We start from the raw sequence: 21,187 nt of genomic DNA, 5'->3' as shown, positions 1-21,187 counted from the left end.
TGGGGCCCCCGGGGTGGGTTCACTTTCGTCATTTCACGCTTCTATGCGCACTTTATTCTACTCCTTGCGCCTGGCTGGGCTACTGGCCGTTGCGGCCGGGGCGGTCAGCAGCTGCCTCAACCCGCCCGAATACTCCCTCACACCGTCCATCGACAACGCGGAGCTGACCTCCACGCGCCTGGGTACGGGCTCGGCCCGGCGCGACTCAATGGTCATCGCCGTCACGTACCAGGACGGTAACGGCGACCTGGGCTTGTCCGACGCCGATATTGCCGGCCCGTTCGCCAGCAACCCCAAGAACTACTTCCTCCAGCCACAGCTGTACAATACGACTAGCAAGCAGTTTGTCGATTTTACGACCAGCACCATTGCGCTGGGCCAGTACAATGGCCGCTACCCGCACATCACCCCCGAGGGCACCAAGGAGGCCCCGGTGAAGGGCACGCTCCTCTACAGCCAGAACTTCCTGCTCGGCTCGCCCTTCCGGCCCGGCCAGGAGGTGCGCTTCGTCGTCAGCATCCAGGACCGGGCCCTGAACCGCAGCAACGTGGTGACCACCAACAGCATCATCATTCCGTAGGGCCCCTGCCTGCGCAAAGCACGGCCGCTTCCCACTGGGGAGGCGGCCATTTTTTTGGCCCCGGGGCCGGTATTCGTTGTCAGTTGGTCGTTGTCAGTTATCAGGATTTACTAACAACTGACAACGACCAACTGACAACTAGTAGATGTCCGGAAAGCGCTCCGGGTCGGCTTCGCTGAGCAGGGCGTAGGCGGCGTCGAACACGTCTTCTACGTTGGGCTTGCTAAAGTAGTCGCCGTCGGAGCTGTAGGCCGGGCGGTGGGCCTGGGCCGAGAGGCAGCGCGGGGCCGCGTCGAGCAGCTGGTAGCCGTTTTGCTCGTCGATGACGTGCTGGAGCATGAAGGCCGAAGCGCCGCCGGGCACGTCTTCGTCGGCAAACAGCACGCGGCCGGTTTTGCGCAGGCTGTCGGCAATGAGGTGCTCGGTGTCGAAGGGCAGCAGGGTTTGCACGTCGATAACTTCGGCCGAAATGCCTTCGGCGGCCAGCTGGGCGGCGGCCTCCATCACCACCCGGCACATCGAGCCGTAGGTGACGATGGTGATGTCGGTGCCGGCGCGCAACACCTCGGGCCGGCCCAAGGGCAGCGTAAACTCGCCCACGTTGGCGGGCATGGCCTCCTTGAGGCGGTAGCCGTTCAGGCATTCCACCACCACGGCGGGCTCGTCGCTCCGCAGCAGCGTGTTGTAGAAGCCGGCGGCGCGGGTCATGTCGCGGGGCACACACACGTGAATGCCGCGCAGCGTGGTGAGCAGCAGGCCCATGGGCGAGCCCGAATGCCAGATGCCCTCCAGGCGGTGGCCGCGGGTACGGATGATCAGGGGGGCCTTCTGGCCGCCCTTGGTGCGGTACTGGAGGCAAGCGAGGTCGTCGCTGAGAATCTGCACCGCGTAGAGCAGGTAGTCGAGGTACTGAATCTCGGTGATGGGCCGCAGCCCGCGCAGGGCCGTGCCGATGCCCTGCCCGATGATGGTGCACTCGCGGATGCCGGTGTCGGTCACGCGCAGCTCGCCAAACTTCTCCTGCAAGCCGGCAAAGGCTTGGTTCACGTCGCCGATCTGGCCCACGTCCTCGCCGATGGCGAAGATGCGCGGGTCGCGCTCGAAGTTGGCCGTGAAGCAGGCCTGCAGCACCTCGCGGCCGTCCACCTGCGGGGCCCCGTCGGCGTAGGCCACGGGCACCTCGTCGATGTTGCCCACGGCTTCGGTACTCTGGCTGAAGAGGTTGGAATTGTAGCGGTCGGCGTTTTCGCCTTGCAGCTGCTCCAGGTACTGCTGCACGGCGCGGCGGCCGGGGTGGCGCAGGCCGCGCACCTGGCGCAGGGCCCGGCGCAGGGTGCGCACGCTGTCGGCGCGGATGGGCGCGGGGTTGGTGCGCAGCTGATTCACGGTTTCGGCCAGGGCGTGTTCGGTGCCGGTGGCCTTCACCAGGCGGTCGAGCAGGGCCACAGTGGCGTCGCGCTCCTCTTTAATGGGGTCCACGAAGGCCGCCCAGGCGGCGGTGCGGGCGCGCTTGACGGTGGCGGCGGCGTCCTTTTCGATGGCATCGAGGGCTTCGGCGGTGGCGTGGCCTTCAGCCAGCAGCCACTGCCGCATTTTCAGCAGGCAGTCGTTTTTTTCTTCCCACAGCAGGCGGCTCTTGGGCTTGTAGCGCTCGTGTGAGCCGCTGGTACTGTGGCCCTGAGGCTGCGTGAGCTCGGTGACGTGGAAGAGCACGGGCACGTGCTGGGTGCGGCACATATCGGCGGCGCGCTGGTACGTGTCCACCAGGGCGGGGTAGTCCCAGCCCTTCACCGCGAAAATCTCGAAGCCCGGCTCCCCTTCTCCTTCGCGTTGGAGGCCGGCCATGATGGCCGAAATGCTCTGCTTGGTGGTCTGGTACTCGGCGGGCACCGAGATGCCGTAGTGGTCGTCCCACACGCTCACCAGCAGCGGAATCTGGAGCACACCGGCCGCGTTGAGGGCCTCAAAAAACATGCCCTCCGACGTGCTGGCGTTGCCAATGGTGCCGAAGGCCACCTCGTTGCCGTTCACCGAAAAATCGCTGAACGGGTGCAGCTCGGGGTTGAGGCGGTAGAGCTTGCTGGCGTAGGCCAAGCCCACGAGGCGCGGCATTTGAGCGGCGGTGGGCGAGATGTCGGCCGACGAGTTCTTGGTCGCGGTCTGGGGCTTAAATAGGCCGTCATCGTCGAGCAGACGGGTGCCGAAGTGCCCGTTCATGGCGCGGCCGGCGGTGCTGGGCTCGGCCTCCACGTCGGGGTTGGCGTAGAGCTGGGCGAAGTATTCCTGCCAGTTTAGGGCCCCGATGGCCACCATAAAGGTCTGGTCGCGGTAGTAGCCGGCGCGGAAGTCGCCGTTCTTGAAGGCGCGGGCCATGGCCAGCTGGGGCAGTTCCTTGCCGTCGCCGAAAATACCAAACTTGGCCTTGCCCATAAACACTTCCTTGCGGCCGGCCAGCGAGGCGTGCCGGCTCTCCCACCCGAGGCGGTAGTCGTGCAAAAAATCGGCCGGGGCCAGGGCGGCCGCGGAGGCCGGAGCGGTGAGTTCGGCGGTGGGCATGGGCAGGGAAACTTAAGTGGAGCGGGTGGGACGGGGGGAAGGACAATACGGCCGGAGCCGCGGCAAAAATAGGGCACCGGGCGCGGGCGAGCCGGTGGGCAGGGCCCCGGTGTATATTTGCCCGGCCCGCCGGCCGCCGCGTTTTGCCGCCGCGGGCCGCCGGGGCCCCACCCCACGCCCTTGCTTATGAAATACCTTTTCGCCCTCGCTTTGTTGGCCAGCGCCCTGGGGGCCCGGGCCCAGGGCGTGCTCACGTTCGAGCGCGACCTGCACGATTTTGGCGCCGTGCCGGAAGGCACGATGGCCGCCCACGAGTTCCGGTTTAAGAACACCGGCAACCAGCCGGTGGTCATCGCCAACGTGCAGGCCAGCTGCGGCTGCACCACCCCCGAATGGACCAAAACGCCGGTGCTGCCCGGCAAGGCCGGCGTGGTGCGCGCTGTGTACAGCAGCGCCGGCCGGCCCGGCGTGTTCAGCAAAACCGTGACCGTGACCAGCAACGCCGCCACGCCCAGCCACGTGCTCACCATCAAGGGCACGGTGCTGACCAAGGACGAGCAGAAGAAGGCCCTGACGCCCGCCGAAGTTGCCCGCTCGCCGCGCCTCGTCATCGAGGGGGCCCCGGGCCACGATTTTGGCCGGCTCGAAAGCGGGCAGCAGCTCAGCGCCCGCTTCGTGGTGCGCAACGCCGGCAAGAGCCCCCTCGTGCTGGGGGCCCTGGGCAGCGCCTGCTACTGCGTAGGCTACAAAGTGCCGCCCGCCCCCATCGCCCCCGGCCAAAGCACCGCGGTGGAGCTGGTGTACGCCCCGCGCCAGCTGGGGGCCCTGGCCGATGTGGTGACGCTGCAATCGAACGACGTGGCCACGGCCGGCGAGGCCAAGCTCACGCTGCGCGCCACCGTGGTGCGCACCCTGGCCCCCGAAAGCCTCGTAAAGGAAAGCGGCACCGCCGTTCCCTTCAAATAACTCTTCCCTTTCCTTTTTCATGACGAACTACCTCCCCGCCGCGGACCGCTACCAGGCCCTGCCCTACCGCCGCTGCGGCAAAAGCGGCTTAAAATTGCCCGCCATTTCGCTGGGCCTCTGGCACAATTTCGGCGACGTGGACGCGCTGGCCACCGGACGCGAAACCCTGCACCTGGCCTTCGATAACGGCATCACCCACTTCGACCTGGCCAACAACTACGGCCCGCCCCCCGGCTCGGCCGAGCTGAACTTCGGCAAGGTGCTGGCCCAGGATTTTGCCGCGTACCGCGACGAACTCATCATTTCGACCAAGGCTGGGTACAACATGTGGGAGGGGCCCTACGGCGAGTGGGGCTCGCGCAAGTACCTGCTGGCCAGCCTCGACCAGAGCCTCAAGCGCATGGGCCTGGAGTACGTGGACATCTTCTACCACCACCGGCCCGACCCCGACACGCCGCTGGAGGAAAGCATGGGGGCCCTGGCCCACGCCGTGCGCCAGGGCAAGGCCCTGTACGTGGGCCTGTCGAACTACGGGCCCGAGGAGGCCCAAAAGGCCATCGGCCTGCTGCGCGAAATGGGCACGCCCTGCCTCATTCACCAGCCCAAGTACTCGATGCTGGTGCGCGACCCGGAAGAGGGCCTGCTCGACGTGTTGGGCGCGGAGGGCGTGGGCTGCATTCCGTTCTCGCCCCTGGCCCAGGGCCTGCTCTCGAACAAGTACCTGCACGGCATTCCCGACGACTCGCGGGCGGCGAGCAGCACGGGCTTTTTGCAGCGCGAAGCCGTGACGCCCGCCGTGGTGGCCCAGCTCCGGAGCCTCAACGACGTGGCCCAGGCCCGCGGCCAGAGCCTGGCCCAAATGGCCTTGGCTTGGCTGCTGAAGGACGAGCGCGTGACCTCCGTGCTGGTGGGCGCCAGCCGCCCCGCGCAGCTCGCCGACTCGCTGCATTGCCTCCAAAACCTGAAGTTCAGCGCCGACGAGCTGGCCCGCATCGAGCAAATTTTGCAGCCGGCGGCCGAGGCCACGGCTTAATCCCCTGCTTAGTTAGGGCCCCCGAGCAGTGCTTGGGGGCCCTATTTTTTTCGCACATAACCCGCACAAACATCATGGCTGACGCCGCCCCTGCCTACACCGCGCCCGCCGGGGCCCAGGTGGGCCACGTGCACTTGCAAGTCACCGACCTCGACCGGTCCCTGGCATTTTACCAAGGCCTGCTGGGCTTTGAGCTGCAGCAGCGCTACGGCGAGCAGGCCGCTTTTTTGGGGGCCGGCGGCTATCACCACCACATTGGGCTGAACACCTGGAACAGCCTGGGCGGGGCCCCGGCGCGCACCCAAGGCGCGGCCGGCCTCTACCACGCCGCCCTGCTCTACCCCACCCGCGCCGACTTGGGCCGCGTGGTGGGCCGGCTGGTGGCCGCCGGCTACCCGCTGCGCGGCTCCGCCGACCACGGCGTGTCGGAAGCCGTGTACCTGAACGACCCCGACGGCAACGGCCTGGAGCTGTACTGGGACCGGCCCCGCGCCGAGTGGCCCCGCGATGCGGCCGGCGCCATCGCCATGTACACCCACCCCCTCGACGTGGGGGCCCTAATAGCGGCGGGAAACTGAGGCAAAAGCGGAGCGCCGAGTGCCCACGGGCTTGGGCGCTCCGCTCTCAATTTTTAACCCAGCGCTGCCCTGCGAAGTACCGGCCAGCAAGGGCACTTTTGGCCGCTTCGGGCCGTTGGGGCCGTATCTTTGCTGCGCGCTTTGGCGCTTGCTAACTCCCCCTCACTCCCACCCCCCCTTTCTATGATTATCGGCGTTCCTAAGGAGATTAAAAACAACGAAAACCGCGTGGGCCTCACGCCCGCCGGCGTGGCCGAGCTGCGCAAGCACGGCCACACGCTGCTGGTGCAGGCCGGGGCCGGCAGCGGCAGCGGTTTCGACGACGCCGAGTACGAGCAGGCCGGTGCGCAAATGCTGCCCACCATCGCCGAGGTGTACGGGCAAGCCGAAATGATTGTGAAAGTAAAGGAGCCGATTGCCGAGGAGTACCCGCTCATCAAGGAGAACCAGCTGCTGTTCACGTACTTCCACTTTGCCAGCGGCGAGGCGCTCACGCACGCCATGATCGAGCGCAAGGCCGTGTGCCTGGCTTACGAAACCGTGGAGCTGCCCAGCCGCGCCCTGCCCCTGCTCATCCCGATGAGCGAGGTGGCCGGCCGCATGGCCCCCCAGGAAGGCGCCAAGTACCTGGAGAAACCCCTGAAAGGCCGCGGCATCCTGCTCGGCGGCGTACCCGGCGTGAAGCCGGCGCACGTGCTGGTGCTCGGCGCGGGCATCGTGGGCACGCAGGCCGCCAAAATAGCCGCCGGCCTGGGGGCCCAAGTCACCATCATGGACATCAACCTGAACCGCCTGCGCGAGCTCGACGACTTCATGCCCAAGAACGTGGTGACCGTGTACTCCAACGAGTACAACATCCGCGAGGCCATCAAAACCACCGACCTCGTGGTGGGCGCTGTGCTCATTCCCGGTGCCAAGGCTCCGCACCTCATCACCCGCGACATGCTCAAGACCATGCGCCCCGGCACCGTGCTCGTGGACGTGGCCGTGGACCAGGGCGGCTGCATCGAAACTTGCCACCCCACCACCCACGAAGACCCGACCTTCATCATCGACGACGTGGTGCACTACTGCGTGGCCAACATGCCGGGCGCGGTGCCCTACACTTCCACCCTGGCCCTCACCAACGCCACGCTGCCCTACGCCGTGAAGCTGGCCAACCTGGGCTGGCAGGCCGCCTGCCGCCAGGACGCGGCCCTGCGCCTCGGTCTGAACGTGGTGCACGGCGAAGTAGTCTACAAAGGCGTGGCCGACGCCTGGGGCTTGCCCCTGGTGGACGTGGCCCACGTGCTGGAGCCGGTAACGGCGTAACTGCCCCCCACCCGGCGGTGTGCCGGCAAGAATAAGACAGGGGCCCCGCCCGGATTTTCCGGCGGGGCCTTTGCTTGCCCGGCAGGCGCTGGTACCTAGCCACAGAAAGAGGGCCCCCGGCTACGTAGCCGGGGGCCCTCTTTCTGTTAAGTGCTGAGCCACTAGCTATCAGCTGCCAGCTCGTGCCTCATTAGCTAGTTCCAGCCGCCGCCCAGGGCCCGGTACACGTTCACCGTGGCATTGAGCTGCTTCATCTTGGTTTCGGTCAGGTCGAAGCGGGCGTTCAGGGCGTCGCGCTGGGTGAAGAGCACTTCGGTGTAGTCGGCCCGCACCGATTTGAAGAGGCTGTTGGAGATGCGGATGGACAGGCTCAGGGCCTGCACTTCCTTCAGCTTGGCCTCGTAGCCCTGCTCCAGGTTGTTGATGTTGGAGAGCTGGTTGGCCACCTCGATGTAGGCGTTCAGCACGGTGCGCTCGTAGTTGTACACGGCTTGCAGCTGCAACGCATTGGCGGTGGAATACAGCGCCTTGATGCCGTTGCGGTTGATGAGCGGGGCCGACAAATCGCCGGCTATCGAGTACAGCAGGGCCCCCGGCGTGGTGAACAGCAAGCCGGGCTTGAACGCCCCAAAGCCCACCCCGCCCGAAATGCCCAGCGACGGGTAGAAATTGGCGCGCGCCACCTGCACGTCGAGCTTGGCGGCCACCAGTTGCTGCTCGGCCTGCCGGATGTCGGGCCGGTTGCTGAGCAGCTGCGCCGGAATACCGGCCTGCATGGCCTTCGGTACCAAGCCGTTGAACTCCGCATCGTTGCGCACAATCGGCTGCGGAAAGCGGCCCAGCAGGAAGTTGATGCGGTTCTCGGTTTCGGTGATGCGCTGCTTCGTGGTGTACTGCTGGGCCGTGGTGTTCTGGATCTGGGCCTCGAAGCGCTTCACGGCGAGTTCGGTCACGCGGGCAGCTTCCTTCTCCTGCCGCACCACGCGCAGGGCATTGTCCTGGATTTCAATGCTCTGCTGCAAAATCAGCAGCTGGTTGTCCAGCGCCAGCAGCTCGTAGTACGAGGTGGCAATTTCGGCAATCAGGTTGGTCACCATGAAGTTCCGGCCCTCCACCGAGGCCAGGTAGCGCGTGGCGGCCGATTTGCGGGCGTTGCGCAGCTTGTGCCAGATATCAACCTCCCAGCTGGCGTAGGCCCCCAGTTGGAAATTGCCCAGCGGGTCGGGCGTGCGGCGGTCGGGCTGGATGTTGATCTGGTCCTCCGTGGCGCCTTGGATGGTGTAGCGGCTCACGCGGTCGAGGGCCGCCTGGCCCCCCAGCGTCACAGAGGGCAGGTACTCGCCCTTGCGGGCCTGAATCTCGTTGCGGGCAATCTGCAGCTCCTGCTGCGTGATGTTCAGCTCCTGGTTGCGTTGCAGGGCGCTGTCGATGAGGGCGGCCAGGTTGGGGTCGGTGAAGAACTCCTGCCACCGCACCTTAGCGGTACTGAGGGTGTCCTGGGCGCTGTTGTTGTAGGTAGTAGGCACGCTGCGGCGCACGTTGCGCACGGCCAGCTGGGGCATTTTACAGCCCGCTATGGCCAGGGCCAGGCAGGCGGCGCTCAGGCCTTGGTAGATGCGTCGCTTAAGCATAGGGCTCCATTTCTTCTATTTCCACGCGGGGCTCCACGCCTTCACTTATCGGGTATTCGTTCTCGTCCTGAATCAGCTTGTGGCCCTCGGCCAGGGTGCCGAACACGTAGTACAGGCCCGGGATAATGATTACCCCGAACACGGTGCCGAACAGCATGCCGCCCAGCGCCGCCGTACCGATGGTGCGGTTACCGATGGCCCCCGCGCCGGTGGCCAGCACCAGCGGAATCAAGCCTGCAATAAAGGCGAACGAGGTCATCAGAATGGGCCGGAAACGGGCCTTGGCCCCGGCAATGGCCGCCTCGCGCACCGTCATGCCTTTCTCGTGCTCCTGCACGGCAAACTCCACAATCAGTACCGCGTTTTTACCCAGCAGGCCCACCAGCATCACCAGCCCCACCTGGGCGTAAATGTCGTTGGCCAAGCCCAATAGCTTGAGCAGCAGGAAGGAACCGAAAATACCCGCTGGCAGCGATAGCACCACCGCAAACGGCAGCAGGAAGCTCTCGTACTGGGCCGCGAGCACGAAGTACACAAAGGCTAGCACCACCAGGAAAATTACCACGGCCTCGTTGCCGCGGCCCACTTCGTCTTTCGACAAGCCGCCCCAGTCGATGTCGTAGCCGCGGGGCAAGGTTTTGGCTGCCACTTCCTGCACCGCTTTCAGGGCCTCGCCGCTGCTGAAGCCGGCCGCCGGCCCGCCCCGGATGGAGGCGGTGGTGTACATGTTGTAGCGGTTAATCTCGTTGGGGCCCTGCGACTTCACGATTTTCATGAAGGCTGAGAACGGCACCATCTCGCCCTTGTCGTTCTTGGCCCACATGTTCAGGATGTCCTGCGGCAAGTGGCGGTACTCAGGCGATGCCTGCACGTACACCTTGAAAAAACGCTGGTACTTAATGAAGCCCAGCTCGTAGGTACTGCCCACCATGATGGAGAGCGTGTTCATGGCGTTGCCGATGGTGATGCCCTTCTGCATGGCCAAGTCGTTGTCAATCTTGAGCTCGTACTGCGGGTAGTCGGCCGAGAAGAAGGTGAACAAACCGGCCAGCTCCGGGCGCTTGCGCAGGGCCCCCATGAATTCCTCGTTCACTTTTTCCAGGGCCTTGTAGTCGCCGGTGCCGGTTTTGTCCAGCAATTGCAACTGGAAGCCGCCCGCCGCGCCGTAGCCCGGCACTGCCGGCGGCTCAAAAAATTCGACGGTCGCCCCCGGAATCTCCCGGGCCTTCACTTCCAGCGCGGCGATGATTTTGGCCACGGGCAGGTTTTTGCGCTCGTCCCAGGGCTTGAGGTCAATCAGGCAAGTGCCGGCGTTCGAGCCGCGGCCTTCGGTGAGCACTTCGTAGCCGGCCAGGGTCGAGATGTTTTCGATGCCGGGCACGTCCTTGGCCAGGGCCGACAGGCGCTGGGCAATGGCGTTGGTGCGCTCCAGCGTCGAGCCGGGCGGCGTCTGAATAATGGCGTAAATAAGGCCCTGATCTTCGCTCGGAATGAAGCCCGAGGGCAGCTTCTCGGAGATGCCGAAAATGCCCAGCCCGAAGGCCAGCAGCATGGCAAACGTCACCAGCCGGCGGTCGATGATGCGCTCCAGAATATTAGTGTAGTGCCCGGTCAGCTTCTCAAACCCGCGGTTAAAGGCGTCGAAAAAGCGCTGAATTGGCGTTTTCTTCTTCGGCTGGCCGTGGTGGTTTTTCAGGATCATGGCGCACAGCACCGGCGTCAGCGTGAGGGCCACGAGGCCCGAAATCACGATGGCCGTGGCCATGGTAATAGAGAACTGGCGGTAGAAAATGCCCACCGGGCCGCTCATGAATGCCACCGGGATGAACACCGCCGTCATCAGGATGGTGATGGCAATGATGGCCCCGCTGATTTCGCCCAGCACCTTGCGCACCGCGTTGTAGGGCGAGAGGTGCTCCTCGTCCATCTTGGCGTGCACGGCCTCCACCACCACAATGGCGTCATCCACCACAATGCCGATGGAGAGGACCAGCGCAAACAGGGTAATCATGTTGATGGTCAGGCCAAATACTTGCATCGCCATGAATGAGCCCACCAGCGACACCGGCACGGCCAGCGCCGGAATGAGCGTCGAGCGCCAGTCGCCCAAGAAGATGAACACCACCAGCGCCACCAGGATGAAGGCGTCGCGCAGCGTGTCGATTACGTTCTCGATGGAGGCGTCGAGGAAGTTTGACACGTCGTAGCTGATTTTGTAGTCCATACCGGGCGGGAAGGACGTTTTCTTCATCAGCTCCAGCTTGGCTTTCACTTCCTTAATCACATCCTTGGCGTTGCTGCCGTAGGTCTGCTTCAGCACGATGGCCGCCGAGGGGTCACCGTTCAGGTTGGAGTAGATGTCGTAGAATTCGCTGCCCAGCTCCACGTTGGCCACATCCTTGAGGCGCAGGATCTCGCCGTTGGGATTGGCCTTGAGAATCACGTTCTTGTACTGCTCCACGTCGTTGAAGCGGCCCTGGTACGTGAGCACGTACTCCAGGGCTTCGGCCCGCTGCCCGTCGGAGCGGCCGATGCGGCCCGGCGAGCCAATCACGCTCTGCTCGTCCAGCGACTTCATCACGTCGTCGACCGAGATGCTGTAGGCCCGCATGCGGTCGGGCTTCAGCCAAATGCGCATGGCGTACTGCCGGCTACCGAGGATGGTGGCCCGCCCAATGCCCCCGATGCGCTGCAGCTCGGGCAGCAGGTTCACGCCGGCAAAGTTGAAGAGGTACTTCATGTCAGTGTGCTTGTCCTTGCTGTACAAGTTCACGTACATCAGCATGTTGGGCACCACGCGGTTCACAATAATGCCCTCGCGCTGCACCAGCACCGGCAGGCGGTTCACCACCTGTGCAATGCGGGTGTTCACGTTCACCACCGCCTGGTCGGGGTCGGTGCCCAGGTTGAACACAATCTGAATGTTGGCCTCGCCGGCGCTCACGGCGTCGGAGGTCATGTACTTCATGCCCGGCACGCCGTTCACGGCCTGCTCCAGCGGGATGAGCACCGACTCGGTGAGCACCTTGGCGCTGGCACCAGGGTAGGCGCAACTCACCATCACCATCGGCGGTGAAATCTCGGGGAACTGCGAGGTAGGTAAGGTCTTGATAGCCAGCATCCCCATGAAGAGGATTACCACCGAAATAACGATGGCAAATACTGGCCGACGAATGAATTTACTAAACATCTATCGGCTGAATAAATGGAAGATATACTAGTTGCTTGGGCAATTCGGGGGCCCCAGGGGCCCTACTCGCTGTACACTTTCAGGCCGGGGAAAACCTTCTTCGGCGCTTCGTAGGTGTAGCTGATTTTGTCGCCGTCCTTCACCTTGCGCAGCCCTTCGAGCAGTATTTTATCGTTGCTGGTCAAGCCGTCTTTGATGACGTATAGATCGGGCATCTCGGAGGCCACGTTAATTTCCCGCTGGTGCACAATGTTCTTAGCGTCAACCACGTACACGTAGCGCTTCTCCAGAATCTCGAAGGTGGCTTTCTGCGGGATGAGCAGCACGTGCTTGAGCGGCACGGTCATGAGCACGCTGCCGGTTTCGCCGTTGCGCAGCAGCCCGTTGGGGTTGGGGAAGGTGGCCCGGAAGGCGATGTTGCCGGTTTCGTTGTTGAAGTCGGCTTCGATGGTTTTAACCACGCCGGGGTACTTAAACACCTCATTGTTGGCCATCAGCAGCTTCACGTTCACCACGTTATCGGCCTTGGCCTGCTCCTTATAGGCCAGGTACTCGGCCTCGGGCACGTTGAAGTACACCCACATCTTGCTGTTGTCGGAAAGCGTGGTGAGCAGGTCGCCCTCATTCACCACGCTGCCCAGCCGGCCCTGGAAGTGGTCCATGATGCCGTTAAACGGCGCCTTGATGGACGTGAACTGCAGGTGGGTTTGGGCCAGCGAAACGTCGGCCCGGGCCTTGTTGAGCTTGGCTTTGGACAGGGCCAACTCGTTCTTGGACACGATGTTGCTGTCGGCCAGGCTCTTGGTGTTCTTATACTCGATGTCCACGTAGTTGGCCTCGGCCTGCGACTTCTGCAAGTCGGCCTGGTACACCAGCGGAGTAATCTGGAACATGGGCTGGCCCTTGGTTACGGTCTGCCCTTCGTCGACAAAGATTTTTTGCAGATAGCCCTTTTCCAGGGCCCTCAGCTCGATGTGCTGGTAGGCGTGGATCTGGGCCACGTACTCTTTGGTAATGGTCGTGTCCGTAGCTAAAGGACTCGTAGTAAGAAGCTTAATTTGCTCTTCTTTTTCTTCCGGTTTGCTGGAGCAGCTTGTCGTGCTATACAAAGCGCCCAAGCTCATAATCATCAATAGTCGTTTCATAAAATCATTAAATACCATACTAGGCGGCTGATAATCCCGAAAGGTGGGGGAGGTGGAGAAGTATGAGGCGGGGTGGAAACCGACCATTGCGCAACGAGCCCTTGCAGAGGCGGGGCCCTAATTGATGCGCGCCGGCTTTTCGGCAGCGGCCGTTGCCGTTACTGAAAAGCCGCATTCCATCTACTCGATGAAATTCCCAAATAAATGTTTCTACATGCTTCGCAGTCAGGTTTTTCCCAGCAGCCACGGGCCGCTGGATGCCAGCCAAAATACTGGTCTCAATCAATTTTTTTGAGTGCTAACCTGTGGGAATATGCCGGCGCCAGAGAGCTACCGCCGACATGGAAGGTGATACAAAACAAGCCTTACTACATTAAAAACGTATGAAGGAAGATGAAGAAACGGGGCAAATCTTCACTCAACCCATGAGCTTATTGCCCGGCTTGTGCATTGCCAGTAGTGGGGTTGCTCAGCATTCTGACGCACACAGGGCCATTTAGTAGGCGCACGGGTGCAGGGTACGGGCACGTTCGGCCGGTACCCTGCACCCGTGTGCCTACTAAATATCAGATGCTCACGGTCGACCGCCCTACTCGGCCCGCAGGGCCACGGCCTGCCCGGCCAGCCCCGGCGCGGCCAGGGCCACGCCGACGGCCCCCGCGCCGGTGGCCTGCACGTAGAGCAGCAGCCGGCCCCGGTGGGCGCGGTGCCGGGGCGCAGCGTAGGGCTCGTGGCTGGCCAGGTCGCCGCTCTCGATGCCCAGCAGGCGGGCGGGGCCGGTGAGCGCCACCGTGATTTCGGGGGCCGCGTCGGGCACCGGGTTGCCGGCCTGGTCTACCACCTGCACCTCAATTTGGGCCAGGCCCAGGGCGCTGGCCGAGAGGCTGGTGCGGTCGGCTTTGAGCTGCAGCGCGGTGGGTGCGCCGGCAGTTTTCAGCACTACTTCGCTTACTACCTGGTTGTTGCGGTAGCCGCGGGCGCGTAGCTCGCCGGCGGCGAAGGGCACCGTCCAGGTGGGCAGGGGGCCAGTTTGGCGGCCCAAGGACTGGCCGTTGAGCAGCAGCTCGGTGGCCTCGTTGGTGGTGTAGGCAGTCACGCGCACCTGGCTGGCGGCGGGCCAGTTCCAAGTGGCGGTGCCGCGGGGGCGGCGGCCGGCGGGGGCCCCGGCGGCGGGCGCTTCGGCGGCGGCTAGGTAGAGCATGGGCGCGCTCGTCCACAGGCTTTGGCGGAAGTAGTACTCGGGCTTGGGGAAGCCGGCCAGGTCGAGCAGGCCTGCGCCGTTGGCGCGCTGGGGCCACTTGCCAGCCTCGCCCAGGTAGTCGATACCCGTCCAGAGGTACTGGGCCGATACGTAGGCGTTGCTGTCCACGGCGGCCCAGGCGGCGGGGGCCATGCCGTTTTCGCTGCCGTAAATGATGCGCTGCGGGTACTCCTTATGGTCGGCGGGGTAGCGAAATTCCTGGTAGTTGTAGCCCACCAAATCGAGCGCGGCGGGGTAGTCGGTGAGGTTGGACATGACTACGCCGGCCAGCGCCGCCGTGACGGGGCGCGAGCCGTCGGCCTGCTTTACCACGGCCACCAGGCGCTTGGCCAGGGGCCCCATTTCGGCGGCCGGCGGGTGGCCAGGCAGGTAGCCTTTGCCATAAATCTGGGGGTTGCGGCCGGTGTTGAGCACCTCGTGGGTATAGGGGTCGTTGGGGTAATCTATCTCATTGCCAATGCTCCACATGATAATGCTGGGGCGGTTGCGGTTGCGCAGCACCATGTCGCGCAGGTCGCGGTCGCCCCACTCCTTAAAGTACTCGTGCGCGCCAGCCTGGCTGGGCGTGCCCACGTTCCAGCCGGCCACCCACTTGTTTTTGCCCCGCTCCCACTCGTCAAACGCCTCGTCCATCACCAAAAAGCCCAGCTCGTCGCAGAGGCGGTAGAGGTAGTCGGCGTGGGGGTTATGGCTCATGCGCAACGCGTTGCAGCCCACGGCTTTCAGGGCGCGCAGGCGGCGCTCCCACACTTCGGGCGGCACGGCCACGCCCAGGGCCCCGGCATCGTCGTGGATGCACACGCCCCGCAGCTTGGTGGGCTGCTCGTTCAGGAAAAAGCCCTGGTTGGCGTCGAAGCGGATGCTGCGCACGCCCACTTCCTCGGTCACCTCGTCCACCGGTTGGCCCGCCACGGCCAGGCGCACGCGCAGCCGGTACAGGTTGGGCTGCGCGGCCGACCACAGGGCGGGGTTTTTGAGGAGCAGCGTGAGGCGGGCCGCGCCGTTGGCCTTGGCCTTGAGCTGCACCACCTGCTGCGCCGTGGCCACTACCTGCCCTTTGGCATCGAGCAGGGCCCCCGCCACGGTGACGGCCGCCGCCGTGGCCGCGCCGTTGGTGAGGGCCACCGCCACCTGGCCCGTGGCGGCGCGGGCGCTCACCTGCGGCGTGGTGAAGCCTACCCCCCACTGCTGCACGTGCACTGGCGCGGTGGCCAGCAAGTACACGTTGCGGTAGATGCCCGAACCTGTGTACCAGCGCGAGTCGGCTACCTCGCGGTGGTCGGCTTTCACGGCCAGCACGTTGGGGCCCTTGGCTGATAAATAAGGCGTTAGCTCGTACTGAAACGAGGCGAAGCCGCTGGGCCGCTTGCCCAGGAAGTGCCCGTTGAGCCACACCTCGCTGTTTTTATACACCCCGTCGAAATAGATGAAAACCTGCTTGCCCCGGTAGCCGGCGGGCACCACAAACGCCTTGCGGTACCAGCCCACGCCGCCCGGCAGGTAGCCCGTGGCGCTGGCCCACTGCTCGCTGAAGGGCTCCTCGATGCTCCAGTCGTGGGGCAGTGTGAGGGCCCGCCAGGCGCGGTCGTCGGCCGTGGGCTTCTCGGCACCGGGCGCGTCGCCACGGTGAAATTTCCAGCCGCTGTTGAACAGCTGCTGCTGCCGCTGGGCCTGGGCATGCGGGCCGGCCAGCAGGCACGCCAGGGCCAGCAGAAGAAGAAGATTTGTTTTCATAGAAATCGGAGGATGAGATAATTAGAAATGAAGAAGTAAAAACTTGGGGTTTTTACTTCTTCATTTCTAATTCAATACGGCTTGCCAACCACCAGCTTGTCGCCCGATACATCGACCTCGAACAGGCGTGGCACGCGGTGGTAATTGCCCTGCACGTCTTGGTGGCTGTGCAGCACAAGCAGGTCTTTGCCCTCGAAGGTGCGGAACAGCATGCCGTGGCCGTAGTTGGGCGGCGTGATGGGGCGGGGCTCCTGGCGCCAGGGGCCGGCGAGGGTGCCGCTGGCCGAGTAGGCCACGCCCTGGGTGTACACGTCGTAAATCCAGCTGGTCCAGAGCATGCCGAGCCGGCCGGTGCCGGTGCGGAATACCCAGGGGCCGTCGGTGACTTTGTTGGGGCGGGCGGGGCCGGTGCGGGGGTTTTCGCGGCTCCAGGGCGAGTCGCTGGCGCGGAACAGCACCTGCGCGGGGCCCTGGGTGCCGCGCAGGTCGGGCCGCAGGGCAATGCTTTCCACGGTGCCGTTTTGGTTTTGAAGCCACTCGTGGCAGTACACGAGGTAGGGCTTGCCGTTCTTATCCACCCAAAACGTGCCGTCGAGCGTCAGCTTATCGGCCGGCAGGTAGGTGGCATCGCCGAAGGGGCGGTAGGGCCCGGCGGGCTGGTCGCTCACCAGCACGTGGCTGGCGCGGCGCTCCAGGGGCTGGCCCGGCGGGTTGGCCACCTGCAGGGCGCTGTTGGTGAAGGTGGCGAAGTAGTAGTACTTGCCCTTGTAGAGGTGGATTTCGGCGGCCCAAATCTGGGGCCGGGGCCCCATCCAGGAGGTAGGGTCGGGCTGGGCCACGGAGGTGGGGCCGTCCCACTTTTTCAGGTCCTTGCTTTGCCACAGCAGCCCGCCCGTGCCGGTCATGTAGTAAGTGTGCGTGCGCGCATCGGCCAGAATAAAAGGGTCGCTGAGCCGGATGGAATCGAGCGGAATGCCTTGCCGGCTGGCCGGGGGCCCCGGCCGCTGGGCCAGCGCCGGCAGGTGCCCCGCGCCCGCCAGGGCCCCGGCCAGCAGGGTAGTAAGGAGGGTACGCCGGGGAAAAGTCATGCGAAGGAAAAGGAAAAGCAGGAGAAAAAGCAGGAGCTAGGAAAAGCCCCGCCGCCGCTAGCGCAGCTCGCTCACCAGGGTGGTGATGGTGCGCGGGGCCACGCGCAGCACGCCGCCCGCCGCCAGGGCCGGGCCGGGCGCCAGGTCGCCGGTGGCCGACGTCACATAGGGCTGGCCCGCGCCCAGGCGGCCGCCGCCCACGGCCAAGCGCAGGTCGGCGGGAGCAGCGGCGTCGTTCACGATTACCGTGATGAGCTGCTTGCCATCGGGGCTGCGGTAGGCCGATACCAGGGGGGCGCCGGGGCCGTCGAGCTGGGCGGCGAGGCGCACCGCGCCGGGGCGCACAAAGCGGCTGTAGTTGCCCAGGGCCCACAGCATTTTGCTGGGGTAGAAGTTGCCGTCGGCCTTGTTTTTATCGATGTACACCAGGCCGTCCTTGTAGTCGTAGGGCGAAATGGCCAGCCACCACTGCCAGGCGGCGGCGTTGGCCACGGCCAGGTCGGCGTGGATGGTGCGGGCCAGGTACAGGGCCGGGGCCATGCCCAGGTCGCGCGGTCCGCCGTTAATTTCGCCCGCGTTGTCGCCCAAAATGCAGTATTCCGACTGCCAGAAAGTGAGGCCCGGCACGGCCGCTACCCGGCCTGCCAATTGCTGGCGCGTGGCCACGGCCTGCGGGTAGGGCGAGGTGGTGAAGTAACTGTGCCCGGCTATGATGGGCGCCACCCGCGCCGTGCCGCCCAGGTAGGTGGGCGCAGCCTTATCGCCAAAAAAAGCGCCTATTTGGTCGCCCCGTCCCGGCTTGTCGGCGGTGGCCATAAGGTAGTCGAGCTTGCCGGCCTCGGCCACCAGAATCTGAGTAGGCAGCTGGGCAGTTACCAAACTGCTGCTCAAGGCCTTGCTGATGCCCGCAATGTCGTCGTTCAGGAAGGGCGTGCCCTCCTGGCCGCCGTCGCTCCAGTCCCACTGCGGCTCGTTTACGGGGCTGAAGTAGTCGAAGGTGATGCCCGTTTTTTGGCGCACGCCCGCCACAATGCGGGCGCAGTAGTCGGCCAGGGCCCCAAACTTATCGGGGGCCAGGTTGGGCTGCTTGGCGGTGGCGTAGGCCTTGCCGTTGCGGGTGAGGGCCACGGGCGGGCTGTTGAGAAACGCCAAAAATTGCGTCACGCCGCGCTGCCGGGCCGCCTCCATAAACCAGCGCTGGCCGGCCAGGCGGTCCCAGTCGTAGGTGCCGGCGGGGGTCAGAAACGACTCAGCCCGGCGCCACTCGTCCTTGATGCCGCTGGCCTCGCCCTGCTCGGCGCTGCCCGCGCCCAGGTTCACGCGCCACTGCGACAAGCCGATGCCCAGCGGCTGGCCGCCGGGGCCGGCGGCCGTGCTGAACAGTAAATCGGCAATGGCTTCCTTTTTGGCCGCCGGCCAGCGGCCCACAAACTGCCCGGCCCAGGCATCGGAAGCGGCGAAGTTGCTGATAGTCTGGTAGGTTTGGGCAGCATCGATGCGCACCGTGACCACGGCTGGCGCGGGGGCTTGCTGGCTGCAGGCGGGGCCAACCGCCAGTAGCGCGGCGGCCAGCAGCGCGGGGCGCGCCCTTTCTAAGAGCAAAGACAAAAAGTGCATAAGTTTCAGCTTGGTAATTGGATAAGGCCAACCGGTGACTGGCGACTGGTGGCCAGTCGCCAGTCACCGGCGGTCGGCGTTAGAGCTTCACGGCCACCTGCTGGCCGGTGTATGCCACCTCGCGGGCGGGGGCGGTTTCGTCGCCTAGCCCGGTGCCGTGCTGCGCATCGACCAGCACCACCCGGAAGGTGCGGCGGGCCGGCATGCCGGGGTAGGTGCCGGTGCGCTTGTCTAAGGTGAGGGTGCGGGCCCGGTCATTCCAGCGCAGCCGGATGGTGGCGTAGGCGCCGTGCTCATAGTTATAGTTATCGTTTTCATCCTCGTAGAGCGTGAATTCGCCATCGGCGCCGGGGTACACGCGCAGCTCCAGCGGGGCGTCGGCCTTTTCGCCGGTGTACTGCTGCCGGGGCCCCAGCGGCAGCACCGAGCCGGCGCGCACGTAGAGCGGCAGCACGTCGATGGGCGTGGCGCGCTGCACAGTTTGGCCACCCGCTTGGCGTTCGCCGGTCCAGAAATCAACCCATTGGGCCCCGGCCGGTAGGTACACCGGCTGGTTTTTGACCTGGGCGAAATCGGTGGTGCCGGGCACGTTTTTATTGGGCCGCGTCACGTACTGCGACTCCGTGACGGGGCGCACCAGCAGGGCTGGCCCAAACATGTACTCCGAGCTCATGTCGGTTACCTTGGGGTCGCGCGGAAAATCCATGGGCAGGGCGCGCATCAGCGTACCGGCCCGGCTGGTCACGTTCCAGTTGTTGGAATAGAGGTAGGGCTGCAGGCGGTAGCGCAAGTGAATGAATTTTTCGAGCGCGTCGTAGGCCCAGGTGCCGGGTTGGCCAAACTGATAAATCTCGCGGGGCGTGAATTCGCCGTGGGCGCGCATCATGGCTGTGAAAGCCGCAAACTGCTGCCAGCGCACGAATAGCTCCTGAAAAGCGGGGTCCTGCACGCCCTTGGGGTACTGGCCCGACGGGAAGAAGCCGCCGATGTCGCTGTTCCAGTACGGCAGGCCGGCCATGCCCAGGCTAAGCGCGGCCGGAATTTGCTTGGCCAGCACGTCCCAGCGCGAGTCCACGTCGCCCGACCACAGCATGGTGCCGTTGCGCTGCTGGCCGGCAAAGGCCGAGCGGGTGAGGATGAACACGCGCTTGTCGGTAGTAGTAGCGCGCTGGTGCTGGTACACGCCCTGCGTGGTCACGAGCGGAAACGCATTGCGCACCCGCCGCAGGCTGCCCAGCGGCGTGCGGTTGTCGTCGTCGGTGTCGAAGGGCTGAATCTGGTCGGGCTCGGTGGCGTCCATCCACCAGCCGTCCATCCCCAGGCTGAAAATATTCTTGTTCAGGTAGCTCCAGTAGATGTCGCGGGCCTTGGGGTTGAAGGCATCGTACACCCGCACGTGCGGCGTGCGGGGCCAGGTAATGAAGTCGAAGAGCAGGCTGTCGCGCTGCAAGTCGCGGAAAATCTTGGTTTTCTGGCCAAACGAGGGCCACACCGAAATAATTTGGTGGGCGTGCAGCGCGTGCACCCGGCGCACCATGCCCGCGGGATCAGGAAAACGCGGGTTGCCAAACTCGGTCGAGTTCCAGAGGTCGTTGTTTTCGCCCCAGTACTGCCAGTCCTGCACAATGCCGTCGAGGGGCACCTTCAGGCTGCGGTATTTTTCCACTACCCCCACCGTTTCGTCCTGGCTGCGGTAGCGCTCCTTGCTTTGCCAAAAGCCCAGCGTCCAGCGCGGAAACATAGGGGCCTGGCCCGTGAGCTGGCGGTAGCGCGCCACCACGCCATCGGCCGTGCCCTGGCCGTTGAGCAAGTAGTAATCCACGCAGTCGCCCACTTCCGAGTCGAAGGCCGCGCCCTTGTCCGAGTCTGCAAACTGGGTGGTCGAGTAGTTGTCCCAGAACACCCCGTAGCCCCGGCCCGAGTGCAGCACCGGCACCGCAATATCCGTGTTGCGCTGCTTGAGCATCACCTGCTGGCCGCGGTAGTTGAGGTGGCCGTCCTGGTGCTGCCCCAGGCCATAAATGGCCTCGCCCGGTGCCAGCTGGAAAGCCTGCCGCACGCGGTAGGTAGGCGCGCCCAGATCCGTTTTGGGCCGGAAGCGCAGGCTACCGGGCTGCTCAGCGGCCAGTGGCTGGCCCTGGGCGGTGAAGAAGCTCACGTAGCCCGTCTGCTGGTTTACCCGCACCTGGGTGGTGGGACTGGCCACCTGCACCACGCCGCCCCGCGCCTGGTAGCGCAGCTTGCCGGGGGTAGGGCCCTGCTCCACCACTAGGCTCTGGTGCTGGCCGGGGGCCCCTTTGGGGTATTTCAGCACCCGCACAATGTCGGGGGCGTAAAACTGCACGCTCACCGTGAGCGAGTCGGTGGTTACCGTGACGCCGGTGGCTGACTGCTGGTACTGCTGCGCCCGCGCCGGCAGCGCCGCGCCGAGGCCCAGGGCCACGGCCAAGCCGTTTACCGAAAGCAGGGTGATTTTGGGGGAGTAAGGCATACGTAA

At 64.8% G+C, this 21,187-nt stretch carries 13 protein-coding genes; 5 read left to right on the top strand and 8 right to left on the bottom strand.

What is annotated here, in order from left to right:
* The first annotated feature begins 43 nt into the window (after window positions 1-43).
* Window positions 44-580 (top strand): hypothetical protein, encoded by a 537-nt coding sequence (locus tag EAH73_RS10690; protein ID WP_140466494.1) that lies wholly within the window; start codon window positions 44-46, stop codon window positions 578-580.
* A 138-nt stretch (window positions 581-718) separates the two neighbouring features.
* On the opposite strand, the gene EAH73_RS10685 is transcribed toward EAH73_RS10690, so the two are convergent.
* A complete protein-coding gene (locus EAH73_RS10685) occupies window positions 719-3,136 on the bottom strand; it encodes a thiamine pyrophosphate-dependent enzyme (RefSeq protein ID WP_140466493.1) in 2,418 nt (805 codons plus the stop codon).
* A gap of 186 nt (window positions 3,137-3,322) precedes the next feature.
* On the opposite strand from EAH73_RS10685, the gene EAH73_RS10680 reads away from it, so the two are divergent.
* From EAH73_RS10680 to ald, 4 genes are all read left to right on the top strand, one after another.
* Complete coding sequence (locus tag EAH73_RS10680; RefSeq protein ID WP_140466492.1) at window positions 3,323-4,102, top strand: DUF1573 domain-containing protein; 780 nt, start codon at window positions 3,323-3,325, stop codon at window positions 4,100-4,102.
* Between the two features lie 19 nt (window positions 4,103-4,121).
* The gene (gene mgrA / locus EAH73_RS10675) at window positions 4,122-5,135 is read left to right on the top strand and encodes an L-glyceraldehyde 3-phosphate reductase (RefSeq protein ID WP_140466491.1); all 1,014 of its coding nucleotides are present in this window, start codon (window positions 4,122-4,124) and stop codon (window positions 5,133-5,135) included.
* A 74-nt stretch (window positions 5,136-5,209) separates the two neighbouring features.
* Complete coding sequence (locus tag EAH73_RS10670; RefSeq protein WP_140466490.1) at window positions 5,210-5,713, top strand: VOC family protein; 504 nt, start codon at window positions 5,210-5,212, stop codon at window positions 5,711-5,713.
* Between the two features lie 183 nt (window positions 5,714-5,896).
* On the top strand, window positions 5,897-7,024 hold the full coding sequence (gene ald / locus EAH73_RS10665) for an alanine dehydrogenase (protein ID WP_140466489.1): 1,128 nt from the start codon (window positions 5,897-5,899) through the stop codon (window positions 7,022-7,024).
* 194 nt (window positions 7,025-7,218) lie between these two features.
* Here ald and EAH73_RS10660 read toward each other — a convergent pair whose 3' ends face one another.
* From EAH73_RS10660 to EAH73_RS10630, 7 genes are all read right to left on the bottom strand, one after another.
* Window positions 7,219-8,655, bottom strand: a complete 1,437-nt coding sequence (locus tag EAH73_RS10660; protein ID WP_140466488.1) for a TolC family protein — start codon at window positions 8,653-8,655, stop codon at window positions 7,219-7,221.
* Entirely contained in the window at window positions 8,648-11,845 is a 3,198-nt protein-coding gene (locus EAH73_RS10655) for an efflux RND transporter permease subunit (RefSeq protein ID WP_140466487.1), read from the bottom strand. Before EAH73_RS10655 ends, EAH73_RS10660 begins: the two co-directional genes overlap by 8 nt.
* Before the next feature lie 62 nt (window positions 11,846-11,907).
* Window positions 11,908-12,990, bottom strand: coding sequence for an efflux RND transporter periplasmic adaptor subunit (locus EAH73_RS10650; RefSeq protein WP_140466486.1), 1,083 nt, complete (start codon window positions 12,988-12,990; stop codon window positions 11,908-11,910).
* A gap of 589 nt (window positions 12,991-13,579) precedes the next feature.
* Entirely contained in the window at window positions 13,580-15,985 is a 2,406-nt protein-coding gene (locus EAH73_RS10645) for a sugar-binding domain-containing protein (RefSeq protein WP_140466485.1), read from the bottom strand.
* A gap of 71 nt (window positions 15,986-16,056) precedes the next feature.
* A complete protein-coding gene (locus EAH73_RS10640) occupies window positions 16,057-17,073 on the bottom strand; it encodes a glycoside hydrolase family 43 protein (protein WP_140466484.1) in 1,017 nt (338 codons plus the stop codon).
* Between the two features lie 57 nt (window positions 17,074-17,130).
* The gene (locus EAH73_RS10635) at window positions 17,131-18,675 is read right to left on the bottom strand and encodes a glycoside hydrolase (protein ID WP_240047214.1); all 1,545 of its coding nucleotides are present in this window, start codon (window positions 18,673-18,675) and stop codon (window positions 17,131-17,133) included.
* 94 nt (window positions 18,676-18,769) lie between these two features.
* A complete protein-coding gene (locus EAH73_RS10630) occupies window positions 18,770-21,181 on the bottom strand; it encodes a TIM-barrel domain-containing protein (protein ID WP_140466482.1) in 2,412 nt (803 codons plus the stop codon).
* Window positions 21,182-21,187 lie beyond the last annotated feature (6 nt).

This window comes from Hymenobacter nivis (assembly GCF_006439025.1).
GTDB classification, from domain to species: Bacteria; Bacteroidota; Bacteroidia; order Cytophagales; family Hymenobacteraceae; genus Hymenobacter; species Hymenobacter nivis_A.
Note: the sequence above shows the minus strand (reverse complement) of the source record. Positions and strands in the feature narration are given on the sequence as shown.